This window comes from Mesorhizobium jarvisii (assembly GCF_003601985.1).
Classification (GTDB): domain Bacteria; phylum Pseudomonadota; class Alphaproteobacteria; order Rhizobiales; family Rhizobiaceae; genus Mesorhizobium; species Mesorhizobium jarvisii.
In genome coordinates this window covers 1-24,394 of the sequence record NZ_QZXA01000019.1, presented here as the reverse complement: position 1 = coordinate 24,394, position 24,394 = coordinate 1, and the positions used below count along the sequence as shown (strand labels likewise).

31 protein-coding genes, 1 tRNA gene and 1 pseudogene are annotated in these 24,394 nt (G+C 62.3%); 12 read left to right on the top strand and 21 right to left on the bottom strand.

Annotation, left to right across the window (positions count from 1 at the left end):
* Positions 1-91: 91 nt before the first annotated feature.
* Complete coding sequence (locus tag D3242_RS31295) at positions 92-2,308, bottom strand: glycosyltransferase family protein (RefSeq protein ID WP_064981783.1); 2,217 nt, start codon at positions 2,306-2,308, stop codon at positions 92-94.
* Complete coding sequence (locus tag D3242_RS31290; protein WP_147377513.1) at positions 2,305-2,760, bottom strand: hypothetical protein; 456 nt, start codon at positions 2,758-2,760, stop codon at positions 2,305-2,307. Before D3242_RS31290 ends, D3242_RS31295 begins: the two co-directional genes overlap by 4 nt.
* Positions 2,761-3,093: 333 nt before the next feature.
* On the opposite strand from D3242_RS31290, the gene D3242_RS31285 reads away from it, so the two are divergent.
* Positions 3,094-3,321, top strand: coding sequence for a hypothetical protein (locus D3242_RS31285; RefSeq protein ID WP_064981779.1), 228 nt, complete (start codon positions 3,094-3,096; stop codon positions 3,319-3,321).
* A 90-nt stretch (positions 3,322-3,411) separates the two neighbouring features.
* Here D3242_RS31285 and D3242_RS31280 read toward each other — a convergent pair whose 3' ends face one another.
* Together D3242_RS31280 and D3242_RS33755 are read right to left on the bottom strand one after the other, a co-directional pair.
* A complete protein-coding gene (locus tag D3242_RS31280; protein WP_064981967.1) occupies positions 3,412-5,559 on the bottom strand; it encodes a caspase family protein in 2,148 nt (715 codons plus the stop codon).
* 95 nt (positions 5,560-5,654) lie between these two features.
* Positions 5,655-5,819 carry a hypothetical protein gene (locus D3242_RS33755; protein ID WP_019859315.1) on the bottom strand — a complete coding sequence of 55 codons (165 nt, stop codon included), beginning with the start codon at positions 5,817-5,819 and terminating at the stop codon, positions 5,655-5,657.
* Between the two features lie 176 nt (positions 5,820-5,995).
* Here D3242_RS33755 and D3242_RS31275 point away from each other — a divergent pair, with 176 nt between their 5' ends.
* Positions 5,996-6,226, top strand: coding sequence for a hypothetical protein (locus tag D3242_RS31275; RefSeq protein WP_064981777.1), 231 nt, complete (start codon positions 5,996-5,998; stop codon positions 6,224-6,226).
* 155 nt (positions 6,227-6,381) lie between these two features.
* Here D3242_RS31275 and D3242_RS31270 read toward each other — a convergent pair whose 3' ends face one another.
* From D3242_RS31270 to D3242_RS31260, 3 genes are all read right to left on the bottom strand, one after another.
* Complete coding sequence (locus D3242_RS31270) at positions 6,382-7,284, bottom strand: DUF1236 domain-containing protein (RefSeq protein ID WP_064981775.1); 903 nt, start codon at positions 7,282-7,284, stop codon at positions 6,382-6,384.
* Positions 7,285-7,541: 257 nt separating this feature from the next.
* Positions 7,542-8,546: an aldo/keto reductase gene (locus D3242_RS31265; protein WP_064981773.1), complete on the bottom strand. Its 1,005-nt coding sequence runs from the start codon at positions 8,544-8,546 to the stop codon at positions 7,542-7,544.
* Between the two features lie 186 nt (positions 8,547-8,732).
* Positions 8,733-9,017 carry a hypothetical protein gene (locus D3242_RS31260; protein ID WP_223217711.1) on the bottom strand — a complete coding sequence of 95 codons (285 nt, stop codon included), beginning with the start codon at positions 9,015-9,017 and terminating at the stop codon, positions 8,733-8,735.
* 291 nt (positions 9,018-9,308) lie between these two features.
* Here D3242_RS31260 and D3242_RS31255 point away from each other — a divergent pair, with 291 nt between their 5' ends.
* Both D3242_RS31255 and D3242_RS31250 read left to right on the top strand, forming a co-directional pair.
* On the top strand, positions 9,309-9,548 hold the full coding sequence (locus D3242_RS31255; protein ID WP_064981770.1) for a hypothetical protein: 240 nt from the start codon (positions 9,309-9,311) through the stop codon (positions 9,546-9,548).
* A 78-nt stretch (positions 9,549-9,626) separates the two neighbouring features.
* Entirely contained in the window at positions 9,627-10,784 is a 1,158-nt protein-coding gene (locus D3242_RS31250) for a sensor histidine kinase (RefSeq protein ID WP_019859309.1), read from the top strand.
* A gap of 183 nt (positions 10,785-10,967) precedes the next feature.
* Here D3242_RS31250 and D3242_RS31245 read toward each other — a convergent pair whose 3' ends face one another.
* From D3242_RS31245 to D3242_RS31225, 5 genes are all read right to left on the bottom strand, one after another.
* Positions 10,968-11,201: a DUF378 domain-containing protein gene (locus D3242_RS31245; protein WP_019859308.1), complete on the bottom strand. Its 234-nt coding sequence runs from the start codon at positions 11,199-11,201 to the stop codon at positions 10,968-10,970.
* Positions 11,202-11,320: 119 nt separating this feature from the next.
* On the bottom strand, positions 11,321-11,566 hold the full coding sequence (locus tag D3242_RS31240; RefSeq protein ID WP_064981768.1) for a DUF982 domain-containing protein: 246 nt from the start codon (positions 11,564-11,566) through the stop codon (positions 11,321-11,323).
* 1,132 nt (positions 11,567-12,698) lie between these two features.
* Positions 12,699-12,772, bottom strand: a tRNA-Gln gene (locus D3242_RS31235).
* Positions 12,773-12,809: 37 nt separating this feature from the next.
* Positions 12,810-13,106, bottom strand: coding sequence for a hypothetical protein (locus tag D3242_RS31230; RefSeq protein WP_064981965.1), 297 nt, complete (start codon positions 13,104-13,106; stop codon positions 12,810-12,812).
* A 403-nt stretch (positions 13,107-13,509) separates the two neighbouring features.
* Positions 13,510-13,992 carry a pyridoxamine 5'-phosphate oxidase family protein gene (locus D3242_RS31225; RefSeq protein WP_019859304.1) on the bottom strand — a complete coding sequence of 161 codons (483 nt, stop codon included), beginning with the start codon at positions 13,990-13,992 and terminating at the stop codon, positions 13,510-13,512.
* 156 nt (positions 13,993-14,148) lie between these two features.
* Here D3242_RS31225 and D3242_RS31220 point away from each other — a divergent pair, with 156 nt between their 5' ends.
* A complete protein-coding gene (locus D3242_RS31220) occupies positions 14,149-14,685 on the top strand; it encodes an MgtC/SapB family protein (protein WP_064981766.1) in 537 nt (178 codons plus the stop codon).
* Here D3242_RS31220 and D3242_RS31215 read toward each other — a convergent pair.
* On the bottom strand, positions 14,682-15,584 hold the full coding sequence (locus D3242_RS31215) for an alpha/beta fold hydrolase (RefSeq protein ID WP_064981765.1): 903 nt from the start codon (positions 15,582-15,584) through the stop codon (positions 14,682-14,684). The two genes, D3242_RS31220 and D3242_RS31215, sit on opposite strands and share 4 nt — an antisense overlap.
* 159 nt (positions 15,585-15,743) lie before the next feature.
* On the opposite strand from D3242_RS31215, the gene D3242_RS31210 reads away from it, so the two are divergent.
* A complete protein-coding gene (locus D3242_RS31210) occupies positions 15,744-16,043 on the top strand; it encodes a hypothetical protein (protein WP_064981963.1) in 300 nt (99 codons plus the stop codon).
* Positions 16,044-16,134: 91 nt separating this feature from the next.
* Positions 16,135-16,272 (top strand): hypothetical protein, encoded by a 138-nt coding sequence (locus D3242_RS33750; protein WP_019859300.1) that lies wholly within the window; start codon positions 16,135-16,137, stop codon positions 16,270-16,272.
* Positions 16,273-16,322: 50 nt separating this feature from the next.
* Here the strand turns inward: D3242_RS33750 and D3242_RS31205 are convergent, their stop codons facing one another.
* From D3242_RS31205 to D3242_RS31190, 4 genes are all read right to left on the bottom strand, one after another.
* Positions 16,323-16,568, bottom strand: coding sequence for a DUF982 domain-containing protein (locus D3242_RS31205; protein WP_019859298.1), 246 nt, complete (start codon positions 16,566-16,568; stop codon positions 16,323-16,325).
* A gap of 29 nt (positions 16,569-16,597) precedes the next feature.
* On the bottom strand, positions 16,598-16,834 hold the full coding sequence (locus D3242_RS31200; RefSeq protein WP_019859297.1) for a DUF982 domain-containing protein: 237 nt from the start codon (positions 16,832-16,834) through the stop codon (positions 16,598-16,600).
* A gap of 116 nt (positions 16,835-16,950) precedes the next feature.
* Positions 16,951-17,406: a GFA family protein gene (locus tag D3242_RS31195; protein ID WP_064981763.1), complete on the bottom strand. Its 456-nt coding sequence runs from the start codon at positions 17,404-17,406 to the stop codon at positions 16,951-16,953.
* 203 nt (positions 17,407-17,609) lie between these two features.
* Positions 17,610-17,789, bottom strand: a complete 180-nt coding sequence (locus D3242_RS31190; protein WP_010910426.1) for a DUF3606 domain-containing protein — start codon at positions 17,787-17,789, stop codon at positions 17,610-17,612.
* Between the two features lie 837 nt (positions 17,790-18,626).
* Between D3242_RS31190 and D3242_RS31180 the strand changes: the two genes are divergently transcribed.
* Entirely contained in the window at positions 18,627-19,586 is a 960-nt protein-coding gene (locus D3242_RS31180; RefSeq protein WP_081295932.1) for a prohibitin family protein, read from the top strand.
* Positions 19,587-19,641: 55 nt separating this feature from the next.
* On the opposite strand, the pseudogene D3242_RS31175 reads toward D3242_RS31180, so the two are convergent.
* Positions 19,642-20,009: pseudogene (locus D3242_RS31175) on the bottom strand (VOC family protein).
* Between the two features lie 226 nt (positions 20,010-20,235).
* On the opposite strand from D3242_RS31175, the gene D3242_RS31170 reads away from it, so the two are divergent.
* A complete protein-coding gene (locus tag D3242_RS31170) occupies positions 20,236-20,661 on the top strand; it encodes a DoxX family protein (RefSeq protein ID WP_010910424.1) in 426 nt (141 codons plus the stop codon).
* Positions 20,662-20,693: 32 nt separating this feature from the next.
* Here the strand turns inward: D3242_RS31170 and D3242_RS31165 are convergent, their stop codons facing one another.
* The 3 genes from D3242_RS31165 to D3242_RS31155 all read right to left on the bottom strand — a co-directional run bounded on the left by D3242_RS31165 (position 20,694) and on the right by D3242_RS31155 (position 22,396).
* Positions 20,694-21,446, bottom strand: a complete 753-nt coding sequence (locus D3242_RS31165; protein WP_147377512.1) for a hypothetical protein — start codon at positions 21,444-21,446, stop codon at positions 20,694-20,696.
* A gap of 259 nt (positions 21,447-21,705) precedes the next feature.
* Positions 21,706-22,011 carry a hypothetical protein gene (locus D3242_RS31160; RefSeq protein ID WP_019859293.1) on the bottom strand — a complete coding sequence of 102 codons (306 nt, stop codon included), beginning with the start codon at positions 22,009-22,011 and terminating at the stop codon, positions 21,706-21,708.
* Between the two features lie 115 nt (positions 22,012-22,126).
* Complete coding sequence (locus tag D3242_RS31155) at positions 22,127-22,396, bottom strand: hypothetical protein (protein ID WP_019859292.1); 270 nt, start codon at positions 22,394-22,396, stop codon at positions 22,127-22,129.
* A 333-nt stretch (positions 22,397-22,729) separates the two neighbouring features.
* On the opposite strand from D3242_RS31155, the gene D3242_RS31150 reads away from it, so the two are divergent.
* The 3 genes from D3242_RS31150 to D3242_RS31140 are packed head-to-tail and all read left to right on the top strand — an operon-like array spanning position 22,730 to position 24,159.
* The gene (locus D3242_RS31150; protein ID WP_064981757.1) at positions 22,730-23,119 is read left to right on the top strand and encodes a hypothetical protein; all 390 of its coding nucleotides are present in this window, start codon (positions 22,730-22,732) and stop codon (positions 23,117-23,119) included.
* Complete coding sequence (locus D3242_RS31145; RefSeq protein WP_019859290.1) at positions 23,112-23,507, top strand: hypothetical protein; 396 nt, start codon at positions 23,112-23,114, stop codon at positions 23,505-23,507. Before D3242_RS31150 ends, D3242_RS31145 begins: the two co-directional genes overlap by 8 nt.
* Entirely contained in the window at positions 23,395-24,159 is a 765-nt protein-coding gene (locus D3242_RS31140) for a terminase large subunit domain-containing protein (RefSeq protein ID WP_019859289.1), read from the top strand. The genes D3242_RS31145 and D3242_RS31140 overlap by 113 nt, the downstream gene beginning before the upstream one ends.
* Positions 24,160-24,394: the final 235 nt, after the last annotated feature.

The window sequence follows — 24,394 nt, the reverse complement described above, 5'->3', positions numbered from 1 at the left end:
GATGCTGGCGCAGGCGCTGGAGGTCCAGGGGGCGACGGCGTCGAAGGCTGGCTTGTTTCAAGAGTGCCGTTCCTCGGTGCAGCGCTACACATCAGCTATCCTTGGTGATGTCCCAGTCAGTTCGGACCATCCTGGCATGGTCTTCGATATAGTTCGCGATGACGTCAGCGCCGTTGGTCCAGGGGACCGCCTCGCAGCGCGCCGCCATTCCTTCGCGCTCGGTGGGGTCGAGCAGCTGTTCGATGAAGCGGTCGACATGCGGAAGGTCATGGTCGCGGCGCATCAGCAGGCCAAAACCGCCAAGCTCTGCCCAGCGGGCGCGGTTGAGCTGCAGGTCCATCTCGTCGCTCTCGTTGGGCACGAACAAGGTCGGCACCGCGCCAAGGATGTTCTCATGGAACGTGTTGTAGCCAGGCGCGACGACCGCGGCGTCGAATGCCCGGCTGTAGTTGAAACTCGGGAACAGCTCGACGATGCGATGCCTCGGCCCGACCGGCTCGTCCGACTCGAAATCGGCGCGGATCGGCGAGCGGATGTCCAGCACCAGCGTATCGGGACGGTCAAGCACGGCCTTGAGAACGCCGTTGCGGACGCCGCGCATGTCGAAATTGCTGCCGGAGCCGAGTTGCAGGGCGACGACGGTCATGCCATCGGGTATTTCGAGGAAGTTGCGCGCGGCGGCCCTGTCCAGGCGCTGATTTGGCTCCAGCAACAACACTGGCGGAACCAACAGAACCTTATCGCGCACTTCCGACGTGGGGCCGTGATCGAATTCATCGGCCAGTTCGCCGGGCTCTATAACAGCGTCGAAAGCGTCCGCCATCTCAAGGAACGGGCGGTGCGATTCCCGCCACATCGGTCGACGGACCCAGATCGAGAACAGGTTGGGGTCCATGGCCAGGGCTGCGACGACACCGTCGAAGACAGCTGTGGCGTCATAGGCAAATACCGCTGGACGCAGATGACTGATCAGGTCGAACAGTTCTTCGGCAAGCACGTCGTTCCAGTCCACGGGCGCGGCATCGATGCCGCGGTGATGGGTCAGGAAGTGAGCGTGATAACCCTCCTCGGCTGCAATTTTCATGGCGTAGGACATCGTCGCAAAAACGGGCTTCAGCCCTCGCGGCAGTCGCTGGGCGACAGCCAGCTGCTGCGCGAGATGCCCCATTCCGATGCCGTTGGACGATGCAAACAGCACCTGACGTATCGGCAAAGGCTGGATCGTCGACGCCCGCACGGCCGCCGCATCCCGCGGTTTGGAAATGTTGAACAGCCTCTCAAGGCGTTGCGGGAAAAGCTCTGCGGAATGGTAGCGGGCAACGAACTCCCTGGCCAACGCCGATTGCCGCGCGTAGGCATCCGCGTCGGTGATGAATTTGCCGATGACGCCCTCGACATCTCTCGGCGCCGCATAGACTGCCGCGTCACCGAACAATGGCTGGAAGTGCGCGGGGAGAATCGTGACGAGCCCTACCGCCAGCGCTTCGAGGATCGTGCGGCCAAAAGCCTCCGACCAGGAATCGCTGTGGTAGTAGACATAGAAATCGAGCCCTTGGAGAAACCCGGCAATGCCGGTCCATGCAAAGGGCAGTATTTCCCAGTTTGCCGGCAGCGGACCATAGAGTTCCCTAAGGAAGGGACCGCCGCCCAGGATCCTGATGCTGTAGCGGGCTGCGTCGGCAGGATAGATACGCAGCGCGTCGGCGGCCCTGCTCGGCCATTTCAATTTGTCCGGGCGGGCATGGCGGCCGATGATGACCGGATTGTGCGGCGGGCCGTCCGGCCTGCGAGGCCAGTCGTCGAGATCGATCAGATTGGTCCAGTTTTCAGGCAGGAGTTCCGCGCCCGCAGGCAAATGACGGGGCAAGGCATCGCGAACGACGGCGCTGACGGTGGCGAGCCAAACCTTGACGCCAAACGCCCAACGGCAATTGCTTACGATGCGCGCGAGGTCGTACTGCAGCTTGCCCCGCCGGTCGACCATGGGATGATGGAGAACCATGACCATGCGTTCGGTCCGGATGCCGGTCCGCCTGGTGAAGCGGTTGGACATTATCGCCGGATGGTGCACGAGGACGAGGTCGGCGTCGACCTTCGTGTCCGGGTCGATCCGTTCTGTCGCGCCGCCATCAATCAGTGCCCGCAAGTCGGGATGCATAGGGTAGGGGTTACGCAGCAATGGTCCCTTCACGGCCAGCAAGCCTGTCTTGAAACCCGCGCGGGCGGCCGCACGGATTTCCACGGCGAGCGCCGTGGAGGTGCCGCCTTCGAAGCGGACATCAGCGACAAACAGAATGTCCAGCCTCATGATCTGGGCATGTCCGGGGCGTTGCGGACGGATGCCGTCGGTGCCGCCGCCAGGAAACTGTCGATAGTCGTGCCGTAAGCCAGGACACGGCGGGGGCGCCATTTTGCAAGAAGGAGCCCCCAGTGCTCCCGCAAATAAGCCTGCCAGGGCATGTCGGCTGCGTGCAGCCGCTGCTCAACCAATGGAGGCAGATACTCGAAAATCACACCGTGGCGGCGGAATATCGTGAAGTCCGAATTGTCGGTCAGATAGATGAGCCGGTCGCTCTTTCCTGAGAGCTTGCGCTTGGTCGTAACAATGATTTCTTCGAGAAGGTCAGGATCGACACCTAAAGTCGTAACGATAATTGTCGAAATTTCTTCTTTGGATTTGTATACATAAATATTCCCCGGACCTTCATCTCCCGGATCCTGCTTATCCTTTCGAAGGAAGAGTTCCTTGAGCTTTCTCATCTGGATGGCGCTCACATGAGGGATGGAGGAATCTACCAATGGCGATTTGTACGTGTCAAACGTTCAGGCCGGAGCACCGCGCCGTGTGATGCCGACGCATTGTCGTTGAGCTGCAACCTGCACGGCCCTGGCGAGAAAGCCCCGCAACGGCGGCACACTCCGGTTACATGCCTTCGTCAAACTCGGTGGGCAGTCCGTCAGTAAGCAGGACTGGCACACTCGCCTGCGTTCCCCTTGACTATAGGGCAGTAGGCGTATTTTCTTGTTACGGCGTGACGTTGAAAGTCCTGATGCGATGCCGCGGCCGTTTTGGTCGAGGCTGGAGCGACGCAAATGGCAAGATTGCTGCTGGCAAAGATGGCTTCGGCCGCCGCCTTGGTTTCGACCTCAGTCATGCTGAGCGGATGCTGGACGATTGCAGGAAGGCCCATCCTCTGCGATTTCGGTTTTTCGCTGAAGGATGGACGGTGCGCCAAGGTCACCAAGCTCACCAAGGTCACCAAGGTAAGTACGCCTCAACCCGACAAATCGAGTTCGAAGCGCGGCGATTCCCACTATTGATCCGCCGCCTTGTTCGCCACCAACTACCAGCGCGGTCTTTGGTTTCTGATAACGCAATCATCTCGAATATCGCGCAACGTCTATCACGCGTTACGGACCATTCTGTTTGATATATAGTTCAACTTCTCCGTCTATTTCTTTTCGAGTCGCGGGGTCTATTTTCTTGGCTATCTCCGCCTTCGCCTGTTCTCCCTGATCGGCCCGAAGCCTCGCGGCGAGCGAGGCGTCGAAGTAGGCTCGGCGCAGGTCAGGCTTGCCGGTGAATAGCCCGTCGCGATGCCCCCAGGCGAGACGGACGTAGGCGTACTCATTTCCCCGGTTTGCGGAAAGCTCGAGGAGGGTCAAGGCGCGGCGAGGATCGGCAGCCAGCTTGCGGTCGCCTTTCAGATACAGCTGCGCCATAAAATACGGTGCGTACCTGTTGCCCATGTCGTTTGCGCGCTGCAACAGTTCGAGTCCTCGTGGCACGTCCTTTTTCACGCCTTCGCCCGCGAGATACGCCTGTCCCAGATTAGCCATCGCATCGATCTGGCCGGTATCGGCCGCTGCTGAATACAAGGAGGCCGCCTGGACATAGTCTTGCTTCACACCAGTGCCGAGGCGGTAAGCGTCGCCGAGCGCCGTGATCGCATTCGCCCAGCCACTTGATGCGGCCAGGCGATACCAAAGAACGCCTTCCTGCGGCAGCTTTGGTACGCCTTGGCCAGCAATATAGGCGGAGCCGATATCGGTCCTGGCTCTGAGATTGCCAAGCGCAGCGGCCCGAACGTAAAAGTCGAACGCGCGGCCGTAGTCGATCTCCCGCCCCATGCCGACGCGCGCCATGTAGCCCATATTGATGAGCGCGGCGCTGTATTGCTGATTGCCGGCCAATTCGTAGAAATGCTCGGCCCAGCTGTAGCGCCTGGCAATTTCCAGAACACGGCCGAACTGGAACTGCAGGCGCGGGTTGTTGATGTCGGCCGCCAGTGCAAAAGCGCAAGCGCGCAACGCGTCCCGAACATTGACGAGCCCGTTGGTGACACCAGGCACGGCGCGCTGTGGATCGTTGGGATCGGCGGCGTAGAGATCGCAATCCGTCACCATCGTCCGCATGCCGCGCTGCGTGTCGGGCAGGTTGCTCGGCCAAATACGAAAGGTCTCGCTGACGGCGCGCTCGCCGGCCTGCTGGAACACGAACTCCTCGCTCAACGCCTTGTCACTCGCCTCGACCGGCGCCACCGCCGCGATCGAGCTGGAGACCAGATTGCCGTTGACGTAGAGTCCGCGCTTGGTCAACGCAGCCACCTTGAAGCGGCTCTTCTCCGTCGCCTCGGCCGCGTAGCGGCTATTGGGAAAGACCTTCACAAAGCGCTCGAAGTCCTCCGGATTCTGGCTGTCGCTGATGAAGGACCATAACACCTCATCGATGGTCAGGCCGCCATTCGCTTCGGCGGCGTGCTCGGCTTGCGCAACCTGCTTGCCGGCGTCACCCTGCCGGAAGACGAATTTCGTTTCGATCGAGCCGGTGATCCAGGGAATTTGTGAGCCGGCTGTCGCCTGGCGAACGTCGCCCCGCACCGTGCGGAACGTGTCGTACACATCGAGATTGGGCATGAGCAGGGCGTTGGCGAGCGCCGACGAATAGGGGCTGTTGATGCCCGTCCCGTCATAAGCGACCTCACCGGCGCTGGTGGCAAAGGCGACCAGCACCTGGCCGCTGCCGGCCTCCGTGTAGGCGAGGCCTTGCTGCAACCCCTTCTCCTTGGCAACCGGATTGTTGCGGCAGGCATCGAGGATGAAGACTTTCACCCCGACCGGATCGTTCTTCACGATGTCGATCAGATCGTTGAGCCTCATGGCGTCGGCCGCGACGTCCTTGGCCGACGAGATCCGGGTATCGACGGGGAGCAGCAGGTTCTGGCCGTTATACTGCAAGGCATGGCCGGCGTAATAGAAGACCGCCATGTCGGCGCCTATGAGATGCGCGCGTATCGCGTCGTTCAGGTCTTTCTCCGCCGATTTCTTGACATCATAAAAGAGCAGGACGTCGAATTTGAGCTCGGTCAAGGTATTGGCGATGAGCTTGGCGTCGTTGCGGGGATTGGTCAGCGGGGCAAACGGATATTCGCTGTTGCCGACGACAATGGCCGCACGCCGCTCGGCGTGGGCCTGGGCGAGCCAGAGCGTGCTGAACGTGGCCAGGAACGCGAGCAGGAGGCCCTGCCTCAAATAGCTGGAAAAGCTCTTCCGCAACATGCCTTCACCGCCATTTCCAGAGGGAAGCATCCGGCTGATCATAACCCAAGCAACGGCAAAATTCCAACGGCCACAGGCGCTGCGCATCGTCGGCGTCAGAACCTCATGTACAGCGAGGGCTTCAGATCAGGCGGGAAAAACCCATCGGCGCTGATGTCGGCGAGGCGCGCCGGGCCGAAAATGTTCCGATATTCGGAAGTGAGTTTGACGATCGACGGCAAGCGCTCGCCCATGACATCAGCGCGGATTTTGTCGCGCATGGCATGGTGGACGCCCTGACGGGCGCACGCCGAACGAGCCGTCGTTGGCGCTGAAGTTCGTCGCCAACAGCGCCGGACGCAGCGGTGGGGCAGGGTTAATTCGAGCCCGCCGGAACACAATGTTCAGCCAACGCGTTTCACGATCCAGCAAGGGACATTCTTATTGGAGGCTGAACATGCGCAGCTTCGAACTGGTCGATCTGCTTTACGTGGTCGAGGCCTGCAAGCACGATCGCGTGGTCGGAAATTTTGTCTCGATGGCTGAAGGGGTGGAAGAGTTGCGGGTTCTGACCGGCGATTTCGTGTCGCCGGACGACGTGGTGGCAAACGCCCTTTCCACTGTAGCGCTTGCACGAGGCTGCTCAGTCGTGTTCGATGAACAGGCAGGGGCTGAAATCCAGCTTTGATGTCCTGACGGCCAAATCCTGGCGGCATTGCCCAGCTCTGCTTGCATGACGCTGAAACCCATTCTGCAGTCGTTCGGCCACGGTCGATTCATCGGCAGGTTTCATAGAACGCCCGCCACCTGGATGTGGCGGGCGTTTCAGAGCGAGCGCCCAAGTCAGGTCAGGATAAGGACGATCTTCAACGTATCCGGATCGACGATGACGATCCGACCGTCGGCCAATACGAAATACTCGTAGCTTTCGTAGGCTGGTACGATCTTGACGATGCGCGCCGGCAGACGATGCAGCCGGATCTTGTGCCGGGGAACCTCGACGCCGACAGTAATGTCGAAATCGATATTGGAGACCGGCTCGACCCGGGTCTCCTTGATGACCTGGGTGATCTGGGTTTTCTGTTCGACAGTCACATTGCTGATGGAAGCAGTCGACCCCTGATCAGTCTGTGTCGAGGCCTTGCCCTGGGCCTGCTGATCGGTGGTAGCATTTGCCTTGCCCTCGGCCTGCTGATCCGTCTGGACCTTGGCCTTGCCCTGGGCCTGCTGGTCGGTGGTCGCATTTGCCTTGCCCTGGGCCTGCTGATCCGTCTGGACCTTGGCCTTGCCCTGGGCCTGCTGATCGGTGGTAGCATTTGCCTTGCCCTCGGCCTGCTGATCCGTCTGGACCTTGGCCTTGCCCTGGGCCTGCTTATCGGTGGTAGCATTCGCCTTGCCCTGGGCCTGCTGGTCCGTCTGGACCTTGGCCTTGCCCTGGGCCTGCTGATCGGTGGTCGCGTTTGCCTTGCCCTCGGCCTGCTGGTCCGTCTGAACCTTGGCTTTGCCCTGAGCCTGCTCGTCGGTCTTGAGCTTGGGCTTGCCCTGGGCCTGCTGGTCAGTCTGGACCTTGGCCTTGCCCTGGGCCTGCTCGCCCATCTTCATCTTCGAGCCTTTTTGACAGTTGGCCGCAGCGGCCGCGCAATTGGCGTCACCGCCCGACTGGGTTTCAGCCGGCTGTGTCTGAGCAATCGCGGCACCGCATCCGATGCCGAGCGCGAGCATGCTGGTGATCAGAATTTGCTTCATGGGAGATCTCCTCGAAAGCATCAGTCCCTTCGCGGGGTAAACCTCAACGAAAAAACTTCGTTCCCGGCGAATTGGCAAAATCGACAGGCGGAAATCTCGGGAGACAGGCGGGGACAATCACATTCAGGGATGCTGTCGATGAGATCCTTTTTGCGGAACTGCTTACGGAGCGACCGTGCATGGACGGCTGGCGATCGTCCGCATCGGCCGATCCGGTAATGATTGCCGCCGGGCCTTCGCCGCGCGATCGAGACGAGCTATCGATCGACCATCGCCATGCCGCGCTCGCCGTAGCGCGGGCCGGAGATTTTTCCTGGCGCCAGCGCCTCGTCCAGCGCGGCCATTTCGGCGGCGTCGAGTTTCAGCGAGGTGGCGGCGACGTTCTCCTCCAGATATTTTCTGCGCTTGGTGCCGGGGATCGGCACGATATCGACAGCGAAATCGCTGCCTTTGCCGAGCAGCCAGGCCAGCGCGATCTGTCCTGGCTTGACGCCCCGGGCGGCCGCGATGTCGCGCACCGTGCCGGCCGCCTCGACATTGGCGTCGTAGTTCTCGCCCTGGTAGCGCGGGTCGTTGCGGCGATAGTCGCCTTCCGGATAATCCTCGGCGCGCTTGACATCACCGGTGAGGAAGCCGCGGCCGAGCGGCGAGAAGGGCACCAGGCCAATGCCGAGCTCCTTGAGCAGCGGGATGATCTCCGGCTCCAGATTGCGCTCCCATAGCGAATATTCACTCTGCAGCGCCGAGACAGGAAGGACGGCATGCGCCCGGCGGATGTTGGCGCTACCGGCCTCCGACATGCCGAAAAAGCGCACCTTGCCCTCGGCCACAAGCTTGCCGACCGCGCCGGCGACATCCTCCATCGGCACATCAGGGTCGACGCGGTGCTGGTAGAGCAGGTCGATATGGTCGGTGGCGAGCCGGCCGAGCGAGGCTTCCACAACCTCACGGATATGCTCGGGCCGGCTATCGACGCCGCTGAGCTGCTTGCCGTTTTCGATGCGGAAGCCGAATTTGGTGGCGATCGTCACCTGGTCGCGCTTGCCCTTCAGCGCCCGGCCGAGCAATGCCTCGTTGGTGTGCGGGCCATAGACCTCGGCGGTATCCAGGAAGGTGCAGCCAAGTTCGATGGCGCGGTGCAGCGTGGCGATGGACTCGGCCTCGTCGGCCGGGCCGTAGGACTGGCTCATGCCCATGCAGCCGAGGCCGATGGCCGAGACTTTCAATCCCTGGCTGCCGAGTTTTCGTGTCGCGAGGGTCATGGCTGCGCTGCTCCGTTTGGGGTTTGCAGCACCATATAGAGCGTGTGCTCAGTTGCCATAGGTGTCCAGCGCCACCTCAACCGACTGTGATCAAGGGTGCCAGGCACCGTGCAGGCTCGGACCGGAGCCATCCGTTCACATGTTGGAAGCGACGCCACGACCGGAGGGCGCCGCGTCGGAGCGGCATCACTGGATCGAGGCTGGCTGCGAAAGGATGAGGGGGCTGATCACTGGTTCATCACCCTCGACACCGTTTCCAGACAGCACCAACCCGCTGCCCAACGTGTCGAATTCGATTGCCGCTCCAAGCATTTGGGCAGCCTGCAAAACCAGGTATTCAACATCCTCGAGCGCGACATTCTCGGCCAGATTCATGACCCTGACCTGCTCGGCCGTCACCGTAATGTTGACGATGCCGGCCGTCTTGAACGCCTTCTCGACCGCTGAATTGACGTCATCGCGCAGGCGCATGGAGTAATCGTACCGCATCGAAACCTCCCAAAGGGAACGGTTTTCTGTTCAGATTGGAGCATGCGCCCGGGGTGTCGGCCTGGCAAGTAAAATCTGTGAAATATACAAATAAAATCAGTTAGTTAGTGAAATTACAGGAATGCGTATCAGACGTTCGATGAGCATCATGCGTTTGATGTGCGGAGGGCTCACTGGCCGGCCTTGACGCGTAATGGGTGTTACCATAATTATAAGCTGAATGAGTTAGATACTAACTCACCGTATTTTTAGTCCTGAGCGAGGAGCGCGCACATGGCTGAACTGGAACGCCCGGAACGGCTGCAGATCATGCTCACCACGGACGAATTGGCGGCGCTGGAAAACTGGCGCTTCGAAAAGCGCATGCCGAGCCGCTCGGCAGCGGTCCGGGAGCTGCTGCGGCGCGGTCTTTCCTCGGATGGGTTCCTGACGGCCGAGCAGGGCGTCAAGTCGCAGGAATTCGGCGTGCTGCCCGAAGGCGACGGCAAGACGAGCGATCGGCCTTCGGAGTGAAGCTTGCTTCATCCGTGGCGCGCCGCCTATGTGAATTGCGTCCGGGGAGATTGTCTTGATCCGCTTGCGCGCTACCTCATGCCAATGACCGAAATCGTGGCGGCGACGGCAACAAACAACGAAAAACAGAGCGCGACCGCCGACGCACGCCTCGCGGCCATCGTCGATTCCTCTTTCGATGCCATCATCAGCAAGGATTTGACCAGCATCATCACGAGCTGGAACCTGGCGGCTGAACGTATGTTCGGCTACACCGCCGAGGAAGCCGTCGGCCAGTCGATCCTCATGCTCATTCCCGATCACCTCAAGAGCGAGGAGACCGAGATCATCAGCAGGGTTCGCGGCGGCCACCGCGTGGCGAGTTATGAGACGACGCGAAGGCGCAAGGACGGCGCGCTTATCTCCGTCTCGCTCACGGTTTCGCCGATCAAGAACGCCAATGGCGAGATCGTCGGCGCCTCCAAGATCGCCCGCGACATTTCCGCCGCAAAGGAGAGCGAGCGCCGCATCAGGCTTTTGATGCGGGAGGTCAACCATCGCGTCAAGAACCAGTTCGCGGTCATCTTGTCGATGGTCAGGGAGACGAGCAAGCGCTCGAGCGACCCGCGGGAGTTCGAGGAACTGATCCGCGCCCGCATCATGGCGCTGTCGCGTTCGCATGATCTGCTCGTCACCTCGGAGTGGGCCGGCGCCAGCCTGTTCGACCTGATCCAGGAACATCTGAAGCCTTTCGGCCGCGAGGAGCAGATCCTGCTCTCCGGCCCGGTCCTGACGCTGCAGTCGAATGCGGTACAGAATCTCGGCATGGCTTTCCACGAGCTTGGCACGAATTCCTCCAAATATGGCGCGCTGGGCAGTGAAGACGGCCAGGTCGAGATCACCTGGACAATCGGCTCAAGCGCCCAAGGCTCCGGCACCCAGGACTTGGGTGCCAAGGACTTGGGTGCCAAGGACTTGGGCAGGAGTGTCGGTGCATCGGGCGGACGCGACTTCCAGCTGCTCTGGACCGAGACTTCCACGCCTCGCCCGGACGACAAGGGGGACGAGAGTGCGCGCAAGGGGTTCGGCACCGTCGTCTTGCAGCGGGTGGCGCCGCAGTCGCTGGGCGGTTCGGCTCAACTGGAGCGCTCGCCCGGCCGTCTCAGCTGGCGCCTCAGTGCACCGCTGGCATCGATCATCGTGCCGCAAGCCGGCATCGAAGGCGACGACGGCGCCGCGCTGGGCTTCGGCATCTGAACGTCCCGTATGCCCCGTAAAAAGAGATTGGCGTCGTTTCTCCGTCCGGCAACGGTTGGATTTTGATTGCCACTGCAATCGCGGCACTGTTCGAGACCAGCGATAATCAGGTGATGGACACAGCCAGCCAAGGGCGTCGTGCCCAACCGGGGCGGCAGGTTTTCCGCCGCCCCGGCTTGCCGGTCACCGGTGATGCGGGAGATGCCTTTCGGCGTCGACTTCCCCAACGGTGAAGCTCTGGAAGCCCGGCATGAGCTGCCATATGGCTGCAAGGCCTATGATCAGATAGGCCAAGCGGGCCAGCATGGCGCCCCCAAGGACCGTGCCGATTACGTCATAGCCGGTCACACCCATGGACAGCCAGTTGAGACCGCCGAGGATGATGAGGGCGAGCGTGACGAGGTTCATGATGCGCATAAACGCCTCCTGATGTTGCCTGACAAAAAGACGCCTGCAAAAAAACGCCTGCCGTTTCAAACGGTTCCCTCGATCACGAAATTGTGAACGAGGGTTGCGATCCGTGAATGGGGCGCGGGCTACTCGACCAGTATATGCGCCTCGCGCGCGGCCTCGATCAGAGCCTCCCTGGCGATATCGGGAGGCACGTCGCCGCTTGTCGCTTGGCGGCAGGCGCGCAGCGCGGACTGATGTTTCAGGCTGCCGGCGTCGCGCCAATGTGTCGTCAGCAATTCGATGGCCTGCTGTGTATTGGACAGGTGGCGGGTGGCGCCGGCCACGCCGACCGAAACCACCACCGGCTTGGAGAACCATCCAGGTTGCATTGGAACCTCGACAAGGTTGCCGGCGAAAAACGCGCATGTCGGCGCAAGGTTTCACCGGTTCCAATCACTGTCGCGTCAGGCTGGGCACTGCTGTGGCGACATCTTCGAATGTTGGCTCGGGGATACGCACGAGGCGCGAGACCTGAAGGTCCTGCGGGCTTTCTCGATCGAAGCGGAACGCGTTCCCCGATCCGTTGGCACTGCCAATGGCGTCGTTAGCGCACTGGAAAGCACGCGTGGTAACTGTTGATTCAACCATTGCTGGTATTTTATATGGGTGTGGTGGCGGCTCCGGCAGTGCAACGGGGGCCGGGTTGCCGGAGCCGCCTACGCGGTCCGGTTGGGGTTTGACCGCGCTGTTCCAAAATAGGACAGCGCGGTCAACGATTCGTTAAAATCCAAAATAGCTAATTAAGTCCCTGCTAATTGAGTGGCAATTTTGCCGCGACGGGAAACCGGCATTCGATCGAAGATGAATGACGGGCTGATGGAACATTAGTCGTTTCTAATTGTTTGTGTTTGTCGGCAGGGCGGGGGCATCTCTGCCGAAGATCGGGCTTCCGATCGGCCCGCGCGCCTCTGGCCGAGAGCGCGGGCTTTCATCCTTAGGGCGGCCCGGTACACCTCTGGTTGGGGAAAGCAGCGCACCGGGCCTAACCGGCCTGGGGCGGCTGCCGGCTGGCCATATATGCGGCACGTCCAATTCAACTGAAGCATTCAAATGAAGGAGATGTATATCGCGATTGGATAAAGTAACGGAACGTCCAATGGACGATACCGGAACCAAAGCGGTTACATCAGACCTTTGCGCGAGGGCCATGGGACCTTGGTCCCCATGGGAAAGCCCGCCACGGGAGCGACCCGCAGCGGGCTTTCGCAGTGGCTACATCCCGAAGGAATCGACCGCTTGTGATTGCACTGTGAACCACGTGGCCGCGTTAGCCTATGGTGTGATCGCGGAAGGCAGGCTTGGGGCTCGGTTGCAAACACGGTGGGATGTGCCCGCTCGATTGCCGCCGAGACACCGGGGAAGGCGGCTTTGCGTTCTTGTCCGGGGCCATGTCCTGAACATCCCTCATGCGGTGGATGTTCGACAGAAGGAAGGTCCAGAAGCCAGCGATCTGATTGTGGCTGGTTCCCGCTCATGGGCTCGAACCACGATTCACGCCTTCAAAGGGCGCTGTCCTACCATTAGACGAAGCGGGAGAAGCTCGGATGCTTATGCCGTCAGGACGGCGAGGCGTCAATTCGGGAAGTTGTCGACCGGCTCTTCGCAGCGATAGACCGGGCAGTGCCCGTCGCGCGCCGGGATATAGGCCGACATCGGCACTTCCGGCCAATCGCATTCATTGCCGAACTGCCTGACATAGCGGTCATAGGTGTTCGGTCCCGTGGTCAGCACCACGGCGCGACGGCTCTGGATCATGGCCCGGATGTCGGCACAACTCATGCCTCGGCTGTCGGGGCGAGCCTCGGCTGCAGCGGTCGCCGCGAGCAAGGCGCCCAAGGACATCAACAGGACAGGAAGGCGAGCGGGCATGACGGCTTCTCTTTGGTTCAGGATGCTGCATTGTCCCATAAAACCCGGGATGTGTCCGCCGGTTCCGCGACGGGCCGCGCATTGCGCGGGAAAGACGCGGTGGCCGCCCACGCAACCAAATCAGGCATCGCGCATTGCTGGTCATGGATGGCAGGAAGCCTTACGAAACGCCGCAATGGTGGCCCGGAAACGAGGGCCGCGAAGCTATGTGCTGTTCCTTCTGCGGCGGCCGAGACCACCGCTTCGAGGAGTGCCCGCAAAGGGCCGATCCGCCTGCCACGCAGCATCAGGACGATAGCGGACACTCTCGGCCTACCCGACGCGGCTAGAACTTTTCCGTCAGTCAAACCTGCCGCACGATGCAATGCAGGCCGCACCGCGGGCGCGACCTGCGCTGTCGGAGCTACATTCTGACCTTGCCGCTATCGCCAATCTCCGGACGGCTGTCGCTGACTGCCGCCGCCAGCATCTTCACATAACTGACCACGGTGCCGGGACTGTCCCAGTACTGAGCATCCTTGGGCGTGATCTTGAGCACGCGGATCGCCGGATCGTCAGCGCTGTCCCACCAGGCCTTGGCCGGTGTCGACCACAATTCCTTGATCTTGGCGCGGTCATTGGAGACTTCCGCCTGTCCGCTGACGGAGACGTATTTCTGTCCACCGGAATCCGCAAAGGCCAAGGCGACATTAGGCTCCGCCTCGATCTCGTCATCCTTGTGGCTATCGACGTCGGTGAGGAAGTAAACGGCGTTCTCACCCCGCACGACATGCGCCGCCATCGGTCGCGAGCGGATGTCGTCGCCTTCGCGGGTGGCCAACATGCAGAAGCCTATCTTATCCATCAGCTTCCAGACACGGTCGAGGTCGTTTTTCTCAATGGCCATCAGTTTCCTCCTGGTTCAAAGGTCGAGAACGCAACTCCGTCCGCTTGGCAAGGTTCCCTGTCGCGCATCGAAGACGGCAGGTTCCACCCGCTCGCCTCGTGGACGGAACTCCCGCACGTCGTCCACGTTGTGCACTCCAGATCTTCAGAGGGAATCATGGAACAACTCGTCGAGGAATTCGGCCATCCGAGCTACACCTCGTTCCCGGTCATTGCCGCGCGTTTGCTGCTCGCGGCGCTTTACGGCGCGGTGATCGGCTTCGAGCGCGAATGGCGCAACCGTCCCGCCGGGCTGCGCACCCACATCCTGATCTGCGTGGCCGCTGCCACCTTCGGCATCCTCACCATCGAGATTGTCCATGCGCCAATGTTCGCGCAGGACTCCGTCAAGGTCGATCCGATCCGCGTGGTCGAGGCGGTGACTGCCGGCGTTGCCTTTCTCGCCGCCGGGTCAATCCTGTTTTCGCGTGGAGAGGTGCACGGGCTGACTACGGGCGCCGGGATGTGGCTCGCCGGCGCGATCGGCGTCGCATGCGGTCTTGGCCTGTGGCAAGTGGCCGGTCTTGCCACGCTGATCGTGCTGGTCGTCGCGGGGCTGGTCTATCGGCTCGGTCCCCACCCGCAAGACATAAAAGGAGATCGCGGTGCGCCGTCTCCTCGCTCGGGCGATAGTCCAGGCAAGGTCGACCACTAGGCGCGATCTGGTTCGCCGAAGAAATTCGCCAATGCCCGGGCGGTTTGTTGCCACGCCTCCTCGGGGAAGAAATGGCCGCCGGGCATGGCTTGGCCGCGGACATCATCGGCCCAGCCTCGCCAAAGAGCCAGCGGCCCGCCTTCGCCCGCGTACCAGTCGGCAAGCGCGCCTTGCCCGCTCCACAGCGCCAGCACCGGACAGCGGATACGCCGGCCGGCGGCCTTGTCGGCATGGTCGTGCTCGCGGTCGAGCGTCGCCGCCGCGCGGTATTCCTCGCAGATGGCGTGGATGTGGGCGGGATCGCGCAAGGCATCGACATAGGCCTGGCGCACCTCGGGCGGAAATGCCGACGGCGACGATCCCCAGCCGCCGAGCGCGTTGTCAACGACCGCCTCGGCGGCTCCCGCCAGCATCAATTCCGGCAAGGGCTCGGGCTGCGCCAGCAGCGACCAGGGCCAGTAGCCCTGCGCCAGTCTGGCGTCGGCCCGATCCCAGGCGTCGGCCGTTGCGACGATGTCCAGCACCGCGAGCTTTTCAACGCGGCCGGGATGATCGAGTGCCATGCGGTAGGCGACCCGCCCACCGCGATCATGGCCGGCGACCATGAAGCTGCCGAAGCCGAGTTTGGCCATCAGGGCAGCCATGTCGGCGGCCATGGCCCGTTTGGCGTAAGGGGCATGAGCGCTGTCGGACGAAGGGCACGCGCTGGCGCCGTAGCCGCGCAGGTCGGCGCAGATGACGGTAAACCGCTCGGCCAATTCAGGCGCCACGTCGCGCCACATCAGATGGGTCTGCGGAAAACCGTGCAGGAGCAGCAGCGCCGGACCGTTGCCCGCACGGCGGATAAATATGCCGGCTTCGCCGGTATCGATTTCCATCGACTGAAAGATACCAAACATGGTGGTGCCTCCTTGCCGGCAACGGCCGGAGGCCGGATTTGGTTGCGGGCGGTCGCTCGGTGTCCACCTTTGTTCGCCAACCTTTCGCGCGGTTGGGCGTTGTCCCTGCGAGGAAGGCTGCCGCGGGCGGCCGTCAAAAAAAAGCAAAAGGAGGCTCGGATGAAACCTCTGGTTATCGCGTCGCTGATGCTGGCCCTGGCCGTGCCGGCGGCGGCACAGATAGATCAGCAGCAGCGCACCGACAACCCGGCCCCGCAGGCCGACAAATGCCGGGTCCAGCCCGATCAAGGCAAGCAGCAGCCAGGTGGCGGAAATCTGAGCGAAAAGCTCAATGATTGCGGCGGGGTGCTGAAGCCGCCGGCCACCGGCGACCAGGGCATGGCCACGCCGGCGCCCGACGTAGGCAAGACACCGGTGATCAAACCGGGCGAAGTGCCGGCCCAGCCGCCCGCCAAGTAGAAAGCTTGGCTGGCGGCGTTATTTCCGCAAGCCGGAACCTCGTATCCGACGAAACGTTTCTTTCAGGAATTCAATTTGAAAGGACGGGGCCTTGAGAGATATTGCCAGCACAGCCACGTTTATTGCCTCTATCGCCATCGTCATCGTCCTGATGCTGATGGCGCCGAAGAGTTTTGGGTTCGAGACCTCTCATCCGATCGTGGATGGCGATCTGCCCACGCAAAAATAGGGATCGGCATCAACAGAGAAGCAGGCGAGGGGCGTCGCCTGCTTCTTGGGTTAGCGAACCAGCACACCGGCATGATCGCACAGCGCCGTGAAGGCTTCCTGCGCCTGTGCCGCGCCGTCCTTGTCTTCCAGCGCCGCCTCGATCTTTTCGCGCGCGGCCTGGTAGAATGGACCGCGGCTGGCATGCGGCCAGTCGATGAGGATTTCACTGGCGTCCTGCAGGGTCGCCACCTCACGGATCGTGTCCGAGCCGTGCGGCTTGATCCGCACCGGTGTCGACAGCATCATTTCGGCCATTGTTTTTCCCACCTCCGGTTTTCCCGCTATTATTGAAGGATGCGGGCTTCGCGCGCGGCGTCGATCATCGCCCGCATCGCCTTTTCCGGCGGCGTCCAGCCATCCAGCGCATCGCGGCAACTGCGCAGCGCCGCCCGGTATCGCCGGCCCTGGCCGGCCGGCCAGTCGCCGAGGCATTCCAGGCCCTCCCAGGCGCTACGCACGACGCGTTCACGCTCGGGGGAGAATTTTAGGCGGATTGGTCGGGGGAACATCTTGTCGTTCAACTGAAGTCTCCGTGCATGTCGCCCGACAGTGACCGCGGATGTGGGACAACGGTACTTTGAGGGGCGCCGGATAACGCCGTCGACAAGGGAGGGTTCCAGGCCCGAAAGATCAATTTTCAGTCGTGCGCGACGGCGTCGGACAAAGGTCGCGGTGGCGGCGGAGCGGCGTCTTCCGGCGCTGGCCCGTCAAGGGGCCGGTCGTGCTCGAATTGTTCGGTGCCGGGCAAGGCATGCAGCCATGTCTCGCGGCGGCTGATCCACAATTCATATTGCGGCTCCAGGTCGGTCGGCGCGACGTCGAGGCTGCCGAGCATCACCTCGACTTCATCGTCGCCGACCCAGGCGACGCGGCCCCCGCAGGTCGGGCAGAAGCTGCGCGTGCCGTAAGAGGCGACTTCGCCCGATGTCTCGAAGGCGTCGCGCGGCCAGATGGCGAAGGCCGAATAGGCCGAGCCGCTGGCCTTGCGGCAGTCCTTGCAGTGGCAAAGGCCGACGCGTGTTGGCTGGCCGGTGACGACGAAATGCACGCCGCCGCACAGGCAACTGCCGGTTCTGCGTGTAGTGTCGGACATGATCGCGGCCCTCCCTCGGTCTGGCTTTCGTCAGTCTGGCACGCCGGGGGCCGGGCGGAACAGATGCTCGCCATTTCGTTGGTCAGAAACCGGGAAAAAATCCGGTTCATCGTACCGCCGAACAGGTTGGTGCTACCAACCCGTTCGATGTGGCCCGCAGCATCCTTCAACGCAATGCCGGCGAAATGGTTGCGGCTCGCTGCCTAGCCGCGCGCGGCCATGTGGTTGTCGAGCTTCTTGCGCGACGGGCCGTAGCGCTTGATGATGGTCTGGGCTTCGCTCTGCGGGATGCCGTATTTGCGCGCGAAGGCGGCGACCTCATAGGTCTCCTCGCTCGAAACCAGCTTTCGGTCCTGCTTGATCTTCGTTTTGTCGTCGGGCATTGCGTGCCTCGCTTTCTGTCAGCCGCACGGTCGCGGAACACCAGTATATAGGATGCCGCGATCAGACATAACAGCGATCGGCGCTGCTGGTTCCATGGCATACGGCGGACAGAAGCCTGCCGGACGCGGATCGCAGGCTGTCAGGCCGGGGCGGGGCCAGCGGCATGGGGATCGGCCTCGCCGCATTCGGCGCAAGGCGCGCTGGCGCCGGGACAGCCGCGCTGATGCGTGCCGGCGGGACAGCAAAGGCCGTTGGAGCTTGTCCAGCGTGGGCATTGGAAAACCTGCCCGGTGCCGCCACAGCCGCTACACTCGAGGACCGGTGACCGGACCAGATAGGACCCCGTCCTGAACCTGACGCTCGCGCCCAAAACTTACCCCCCAAATGGATGCACCGGACATGCCTGTACATTAGCCATGTCTACAATATCACTTTGCCGGTTACGGACAAGTTTCAGGATCGCAAATTGTTGTTGAACGTTGGCGCCAAGGGCCTGGCGCGTCGGCCTCGGTCAGCGTTCAGTCTGGCGGCGAGACGCGGCCTGGCCGCGATCCCAGCCGGCGGCCTCGACCTTGTCGAGCAGCGGGTCGACATGGGGACGAGCATCTCCCGCCAATCCTGGCAGCAACCATCGCCGGGTGCCGCCGCGCGGCGATAGTCATCGCTTTTGGCCATGGTCGATTCCCCCCTAGCCGGGGAGGATGATGCTATCAGCTGGCAACCGAAAATAATCCGATTTTACTGGCGCGGACGGCCGCGGCACTCCACATCTCAGCAATCTTGCCGGCATGATTCCGTGCAATCCTGGGATCGGGCAATGACAACGGGGGTTGGCAATGACTGACACGCAAGGGAATTCGAACCGTGCCCAACTGCACGGTGCCGTCGGGTCGCGCTCGATCGGCAGCGGCATTGTCGCACTGGCAATCGTGTTGGCGCTGGTCGGTGCCGTCATGGGGTCCTGGTACACGATCGACCAGGGCGACCGCGGCGTGCTGTTGACCAATGGCGCATTGAGTTCGGTCGTCGATCCCGGCCTGCATTTCAAACTGCCCTGGCTGCAGCGGGTCGAGAAGATCAGCCTGCGCCAGCAGGTGTTGAAATGGGGCTGCGAGAACCAGAGCGATTGCGGCAATTTGCCGGCCATGCAGGCTTATTCGCGTGACCAGCAGCCGGCCGACATGCGCGTCACCGTCAATTTCCACGTGCCGGAGGCGGAGGTCTCCAACGTCTACACCAATTACGGGTCGATCGAAGCGCTGGCCGACCGGGTCATCGCCCGCAAGGCACCGCAGGAGATCAAGACGGTGTTCGGCCAGTACGACGCCGTGTCGGTGATCCAGAACCGCGCCAAGTTCAACAAGGATGTCGCCGACGCCATCTCGTCCGTGACGGACGGCCCGGTGATGATCGACAGCGTCCAGGTCGAAAACATCGACTTTTCAGACGCCTATGAGCAGGCGGTCGAGGCAAGGATGACGGCGCAGGTGGAAGTGCAGAAGCAGGAACAGAACCTGCAGCAGGAAAAGATCAAGGCCGACATCGCGGTCACCCAGGCCAAGGGCCGTGCCGACAGCGTGAAGGCGGAAGCCGAGGCCAGCGCCTACAAGACCAAGATCGAAGGCGAGGCGACCGCCGAAGCGATCAAGGCGCGCGCCGCCGCCCTCGCCAACAATCCGCTGCTGGTCGAATTGACCAAGGCCGAGAAGTGGGACGGGCAGTTACCGAAGTCGATGATCCCCGGATCGACGGTGCCGTTCCTCGAACTCAGCACGCCGGCGCCGGTGGCGAACTAGGTCCAGGCGAGGCAACGAAGGGCCAAATGATCATCCCGCGGGCTTCGGGAGGGAATCATGCCCTTGGTTCAAAAAGCTCGACCACGTTGCCGGACGGGTCCTCGCAAAGGATCTGGCGGCCGCCGGGGCGTCGACGATCTCGTTGCGGAACGGCACGCCGGCATCGCGCATCCGGGCGGCGAGCGCCGGCAGGTCCTGCACCTCGATCACGATGCGGTTCCAGCCGCCCGGCTGCGGCGTACGGCCATCGGGCATCGGTCTTGCCGCCGACGCCATCGGGCCGGCGAGCCAGAACGTCAGGTCGTCGCGCTTGAGGATGGCCATCGCCGGACCGAACTGCTGCCGCAGCGCGAACCCCAGATGGCTGGTGTAAAATTCTATCGCCAACTCGACATCGCTGACGAGATACCGGACCGTCGCCATTGCTGGCTCTCCTCGCAAACTGATCAAGCCCCCCTGTTGAGGGTAGCTTTCCAGGCAGCCCGCGGCAAGGTTGCAGCCCGGCGACGGCCTCCTGTCGGCAAGCGCCGGACCGGTGCCGACGTCCGTCGCGGCAGCGTTTGCGGACAAAAAATTCCGGGCCGGTGTCGGAACTGCACGGCGTCGCTCGTCCTTGGGTCGATATCCATTGCAACCCTGGAGAGACAGCATGTCGGACTTCACCCAATCGCCGTGGCAGACCGCGGCCCTTCTCATTGCCCGCCTGATCTTCGCAGCCGTCTTCCTGATGGCGGTGACCTTCAAATTCATGGGCATGGGTGCCACCGCAGGTTTCATCGCAGCCGCCGGCTTTCCGTTTCCGCTGTTCCTGGCATGGTGCGCGGCGATCCTGGAGGTGGCGCTGGTGCTGTGCTTCCTGAGCGGCGCCTTCTTTACACAGGCAGCGCTGATAGCCGCCGCCTATGTGCTGTTCCTCGGCTTCGCCTTCCACGGGCCCAGCCACTGGGCCGGCAACCAGGCCGAGTTCGGCTTCTTCGTCGACCATTTTTCGTTCATGGCCGGACTGCTGTTTGCCGCCGTGCATGGCCCGGGCAGGGTACTGGCGCTGAACCTGGGCTGGCCAGGCAGGGCATGAGCAGGCCTGGCCTCACAGCTTGTCGTTGTTTGTCAGGTTCGAAAGGACAGCAAGGACTTATCCGCCATCCGGCGTGCAGCCGGTTGTGCCCTGAGGTACGAGCGTGACAAAACGACTGATGTCATCACGATTTGATAGGCGCCGATCATGGCGCCTATGACAGGCAGGATAAAAGACGCGGGGCTTGAATCCTTTGGATCGATGCCCAGCAGAGAGGCCAGCAACATCAATATCGCTACGAACAATACCGTAAGCAAGCCGAACGAGATCAGCAGACGCGGGAACGCATAGCCGAACACTTTGGAGCCGCGTTGGCCGGCAACTGCAAGCGTTTGGTCATCATCGGCAATGACCGCAGGCAACATGGTGCCCCATTTCGCGAACGCAGCGATGCCGGAAAGAACCCAGACCAGGAGCGCTGCCAGCATGGCGACGGATGGACGGATGCCGCCGATGACCATGACGATCCCAAACGCAAGTGGACCTATCGCGCCGAGGAAGCCGAGCAACAGGCAACGCTTCACGAAAGTGAAGAATGCCTTGGGCCGTTCCTTCAGCCAATCGGATACCTGGTCGGGATCAAGCTGTGTCAGAACGGCGATGTGAGCAGGAATCGCCAAGAAGCTCGAAACCATTACACCGACGAAGATTGAAGCTCCGGAGTTGATGTGTATGAACCTGTTGAGCAACGCTAGTCCACCGGCCAAGAAGATGTATCCGACAACCCATTTCCAGTTGCGGATATAAACTTCGAGCGAAGCCGCCCAAATATTGTCCTCGACCAACACCCCGTCTCCCATCTTCGCCCGACTTGCAATCAGTATCGCTGTCGCGTTGCGGTTTTCTTAATTGCATAGGGCCAATTTTCATCTTATCGACGTCGAGATCGCCAAAGAATTCGGCACTAAAATTGGGGAGAGTCAAAGCGTGCCGCAGGCGCGCAACGAATATGATCGGCGCTCTAAAATAGTGTGTGAAACAGCGGGAGCACAATTCTTGCAACGCAAATAGCGCAACTATTTCAATCGCCCCTGCGTGATGTCATCACATCTGATCGTTGTAGGGTTCCTTCATCTGGCCGACCATGCGGGCCAGTTTCGAGAAGGACGGCATGTCGGCTTCCGGCTGGCACTGGTTGGCGAGTTCCAGCAGCCGGATCGGAAAATTGACGGCGTCGCGGCTCGACGCCGACATGCCGTTGGACCGCTCCTCGCCGGTTTCGCTGGCCTCGGCCTTGCGCAGCGCGATATCGATCTCCTCCGAAGTCAGCACCCCCTTGCGAACCAGGACGTGGTTGATCGAGGCGACTGCCATCAGCAGGCCTTCGAGTTGCAGATTGGCGACGTTCATGGTGTTCCCTCCATTGACCAAAGAGGAAACGCGCCAGCGGCGTTTCCGATCCGAAGCCAGGCGCGGAGCCGGTTTCAACCGCGATGCCGGGCAGGCGCTGGCTCGTGCTACCGGCCTATTCCTGCGTCAGGCGCTCGCCATATTCGCGCCACACCGCCTTGACCTCGAGGCTGCCGAGGCGCGGGATCGACGGATCGCCGCAGGTGATGGCGACGGCGCTGATGTCGTAGTTGGGGTAGGCGTTGGCGACGAAGCGGATCGCGTCGCCAAGCGAGTTCACGCGGATCATCGGATCAGCCTGGCCCTGACCGGTGCTGCGCACACCGGAAACCGTGGCTGGAGCATGCCGCATCCTGAAGACGGATGCCATGGCTGGCCTGTCCATCGTCCTCTCCTACAAGGCCGTACGACGCGAATCATTCCATGAGCTTCTTCTGATGGTCCCACAGCTGGCGGCTGATGAAAAGCCGGCTAGCCAATGCGGGCATCAGTGGCGGCGCAGAGCTTGGCCGAGAAGGAGGGTTTTTGATGGTATAGGAATTTTTTCCTTGACCGGGTGAGGGCAGCCATGCTACATATTTGTCCATGGTGCTGATTTGCGCCAACGACCCGCCCGCCGAGGCGGGTTTTGTGTTTCTGCCCCCCTTTCTGTGACGGCGCTGTGGCTGCCTATTTGAACGCTGGCGGGCCGTAGAGCGCGACCTTTGCGAGCAATCCAATGACCCAACGCTACGCCACGATCATCACCGACGATGACGGCCGCGAAATCGTCAGCGCCATCGGCGCGTTTGAGGGTGCGGCGCCACGCCCGCGTCTGGGCCGGATCGAGCCGGTGGCATCCGGCGTGCTGATCGGCATGGTGCGGGATGCTGGCGGCGGCTTTTCTTTCGAGCTACCGGGCGCCGGCGCCAACGCGGTGTCGCTTGCCATGGCGCGGCTCAAAGCCCGGGCCGCGGCGCCAAAACCTTCCGCGATCGCAAAATCCAAGCGGACAAAGCGGACGAAGAAGAAAGCCGTCCGATCGAGGAATCCGGCCGGATCAATGCCGAAGGCAAGCAAGGCGGCCAACAATGCCGCTGCGAAGGCGATGGGCCAGGCCGATGGCTGACGAAGCCGACGCCAGGCCGGTGCGCCGTATGACAAAGCCGGCAAGGCGCAGGCCTGCCGCCAAGGCTGCCTTGGCGCCGACGCCCCGCGCGAAGCGGACGAAGAAGACGCTGGGCGGTGATTTCCTGGCCGCCGTGCGGGCCGATTTCCGCGCGCATGGCGCCGGCGTCATTGCCGAGGTGCGGGCCGACAAGCCCGACCAGTATCTGAAGATCGTGCTGTCCGTCTTGCCCAGGGACTTCGATGTTGCCATCAACCAACTGGACGCCTGGAGCGATGAAGAGATCCGCAGCCGTATCCGCAGCCTCGAAGCCGTCCTCAGGCCATTCCTCGAAGAGCCCGCCGCTCGCCGCGAAGACGGAGTATCTGGCGCTGCTGGCGGAACTTGACCGCCGAAGACGCCGCAACCTGCTGGCGGCCTACAAACCGTATCGGCGCCAGGCCGAGTTTCACGCGGCGGGAGCGCTCAACCGCGAAAGGCTGTTCATGGCCGGCAACCAGCTCGGCAAGACCAGGGCCGGGGGCGCCGAATGGGCCATGCATCTGACCGGCCGCTATCCCGCGTGGTGGCAAGGCAAGGTTTTCGACACGCCCGTGCGGCTGTGGGCCGCCGGCGTGACCGGCGAGGGCACGCGCGACAACCCGCAGCGCGTGCTCGTCGGCCCGCCGCAGCAGCAGGCGGCCTGGGGCACCGGCATGATCCCGGCGGACGCTATTCGTCAGACCATCATGGGCCGCGGCGCGCCGGGCGCGCTCGACAGCGTGGTGGTGCGCCATGGCGGCGGCGGCGATGTCCAGGCCGGTGAGAGCGTGCTGTCGTTCAAGAGCTTCGAGAAGGGCCGCGAGAAATGGCAGGGCGAGACGCTGCACGGCGTCTGGTTCGACGAGGAGCCGCCGCTCGACATCTATTCCGAAGGCCTGACCCGCACCAACGCCACCGGCGGGATAACGATCGTCACCTTCACGCCGCTGCTGGGCATGAGTGACGTGGTGTTGTTGTTCCTGTCGGCGGGGGAGGTGGAGAGGATGGGGAAGGGGTGAGAAGCGGTCCGCGCAGGCCTTCCCTTCTCCCCTTGCGGGAGAAGGTGGCCGAGCGAAGCTCGGTCGGATGAGGGGTGTTCCAGCTTGGCGCCGCCGCGCTCCGTCACACACCCCTTGTATCTGCACGGAGGAGACTTTGTGCGATGGAAGCGACTGAGCCTCGAACCGGACGGCCATCCGATTCGAGGCTTGGCGAAGTCGCCCGACACCCCTGCGGCTACAACCGTGGATGAGC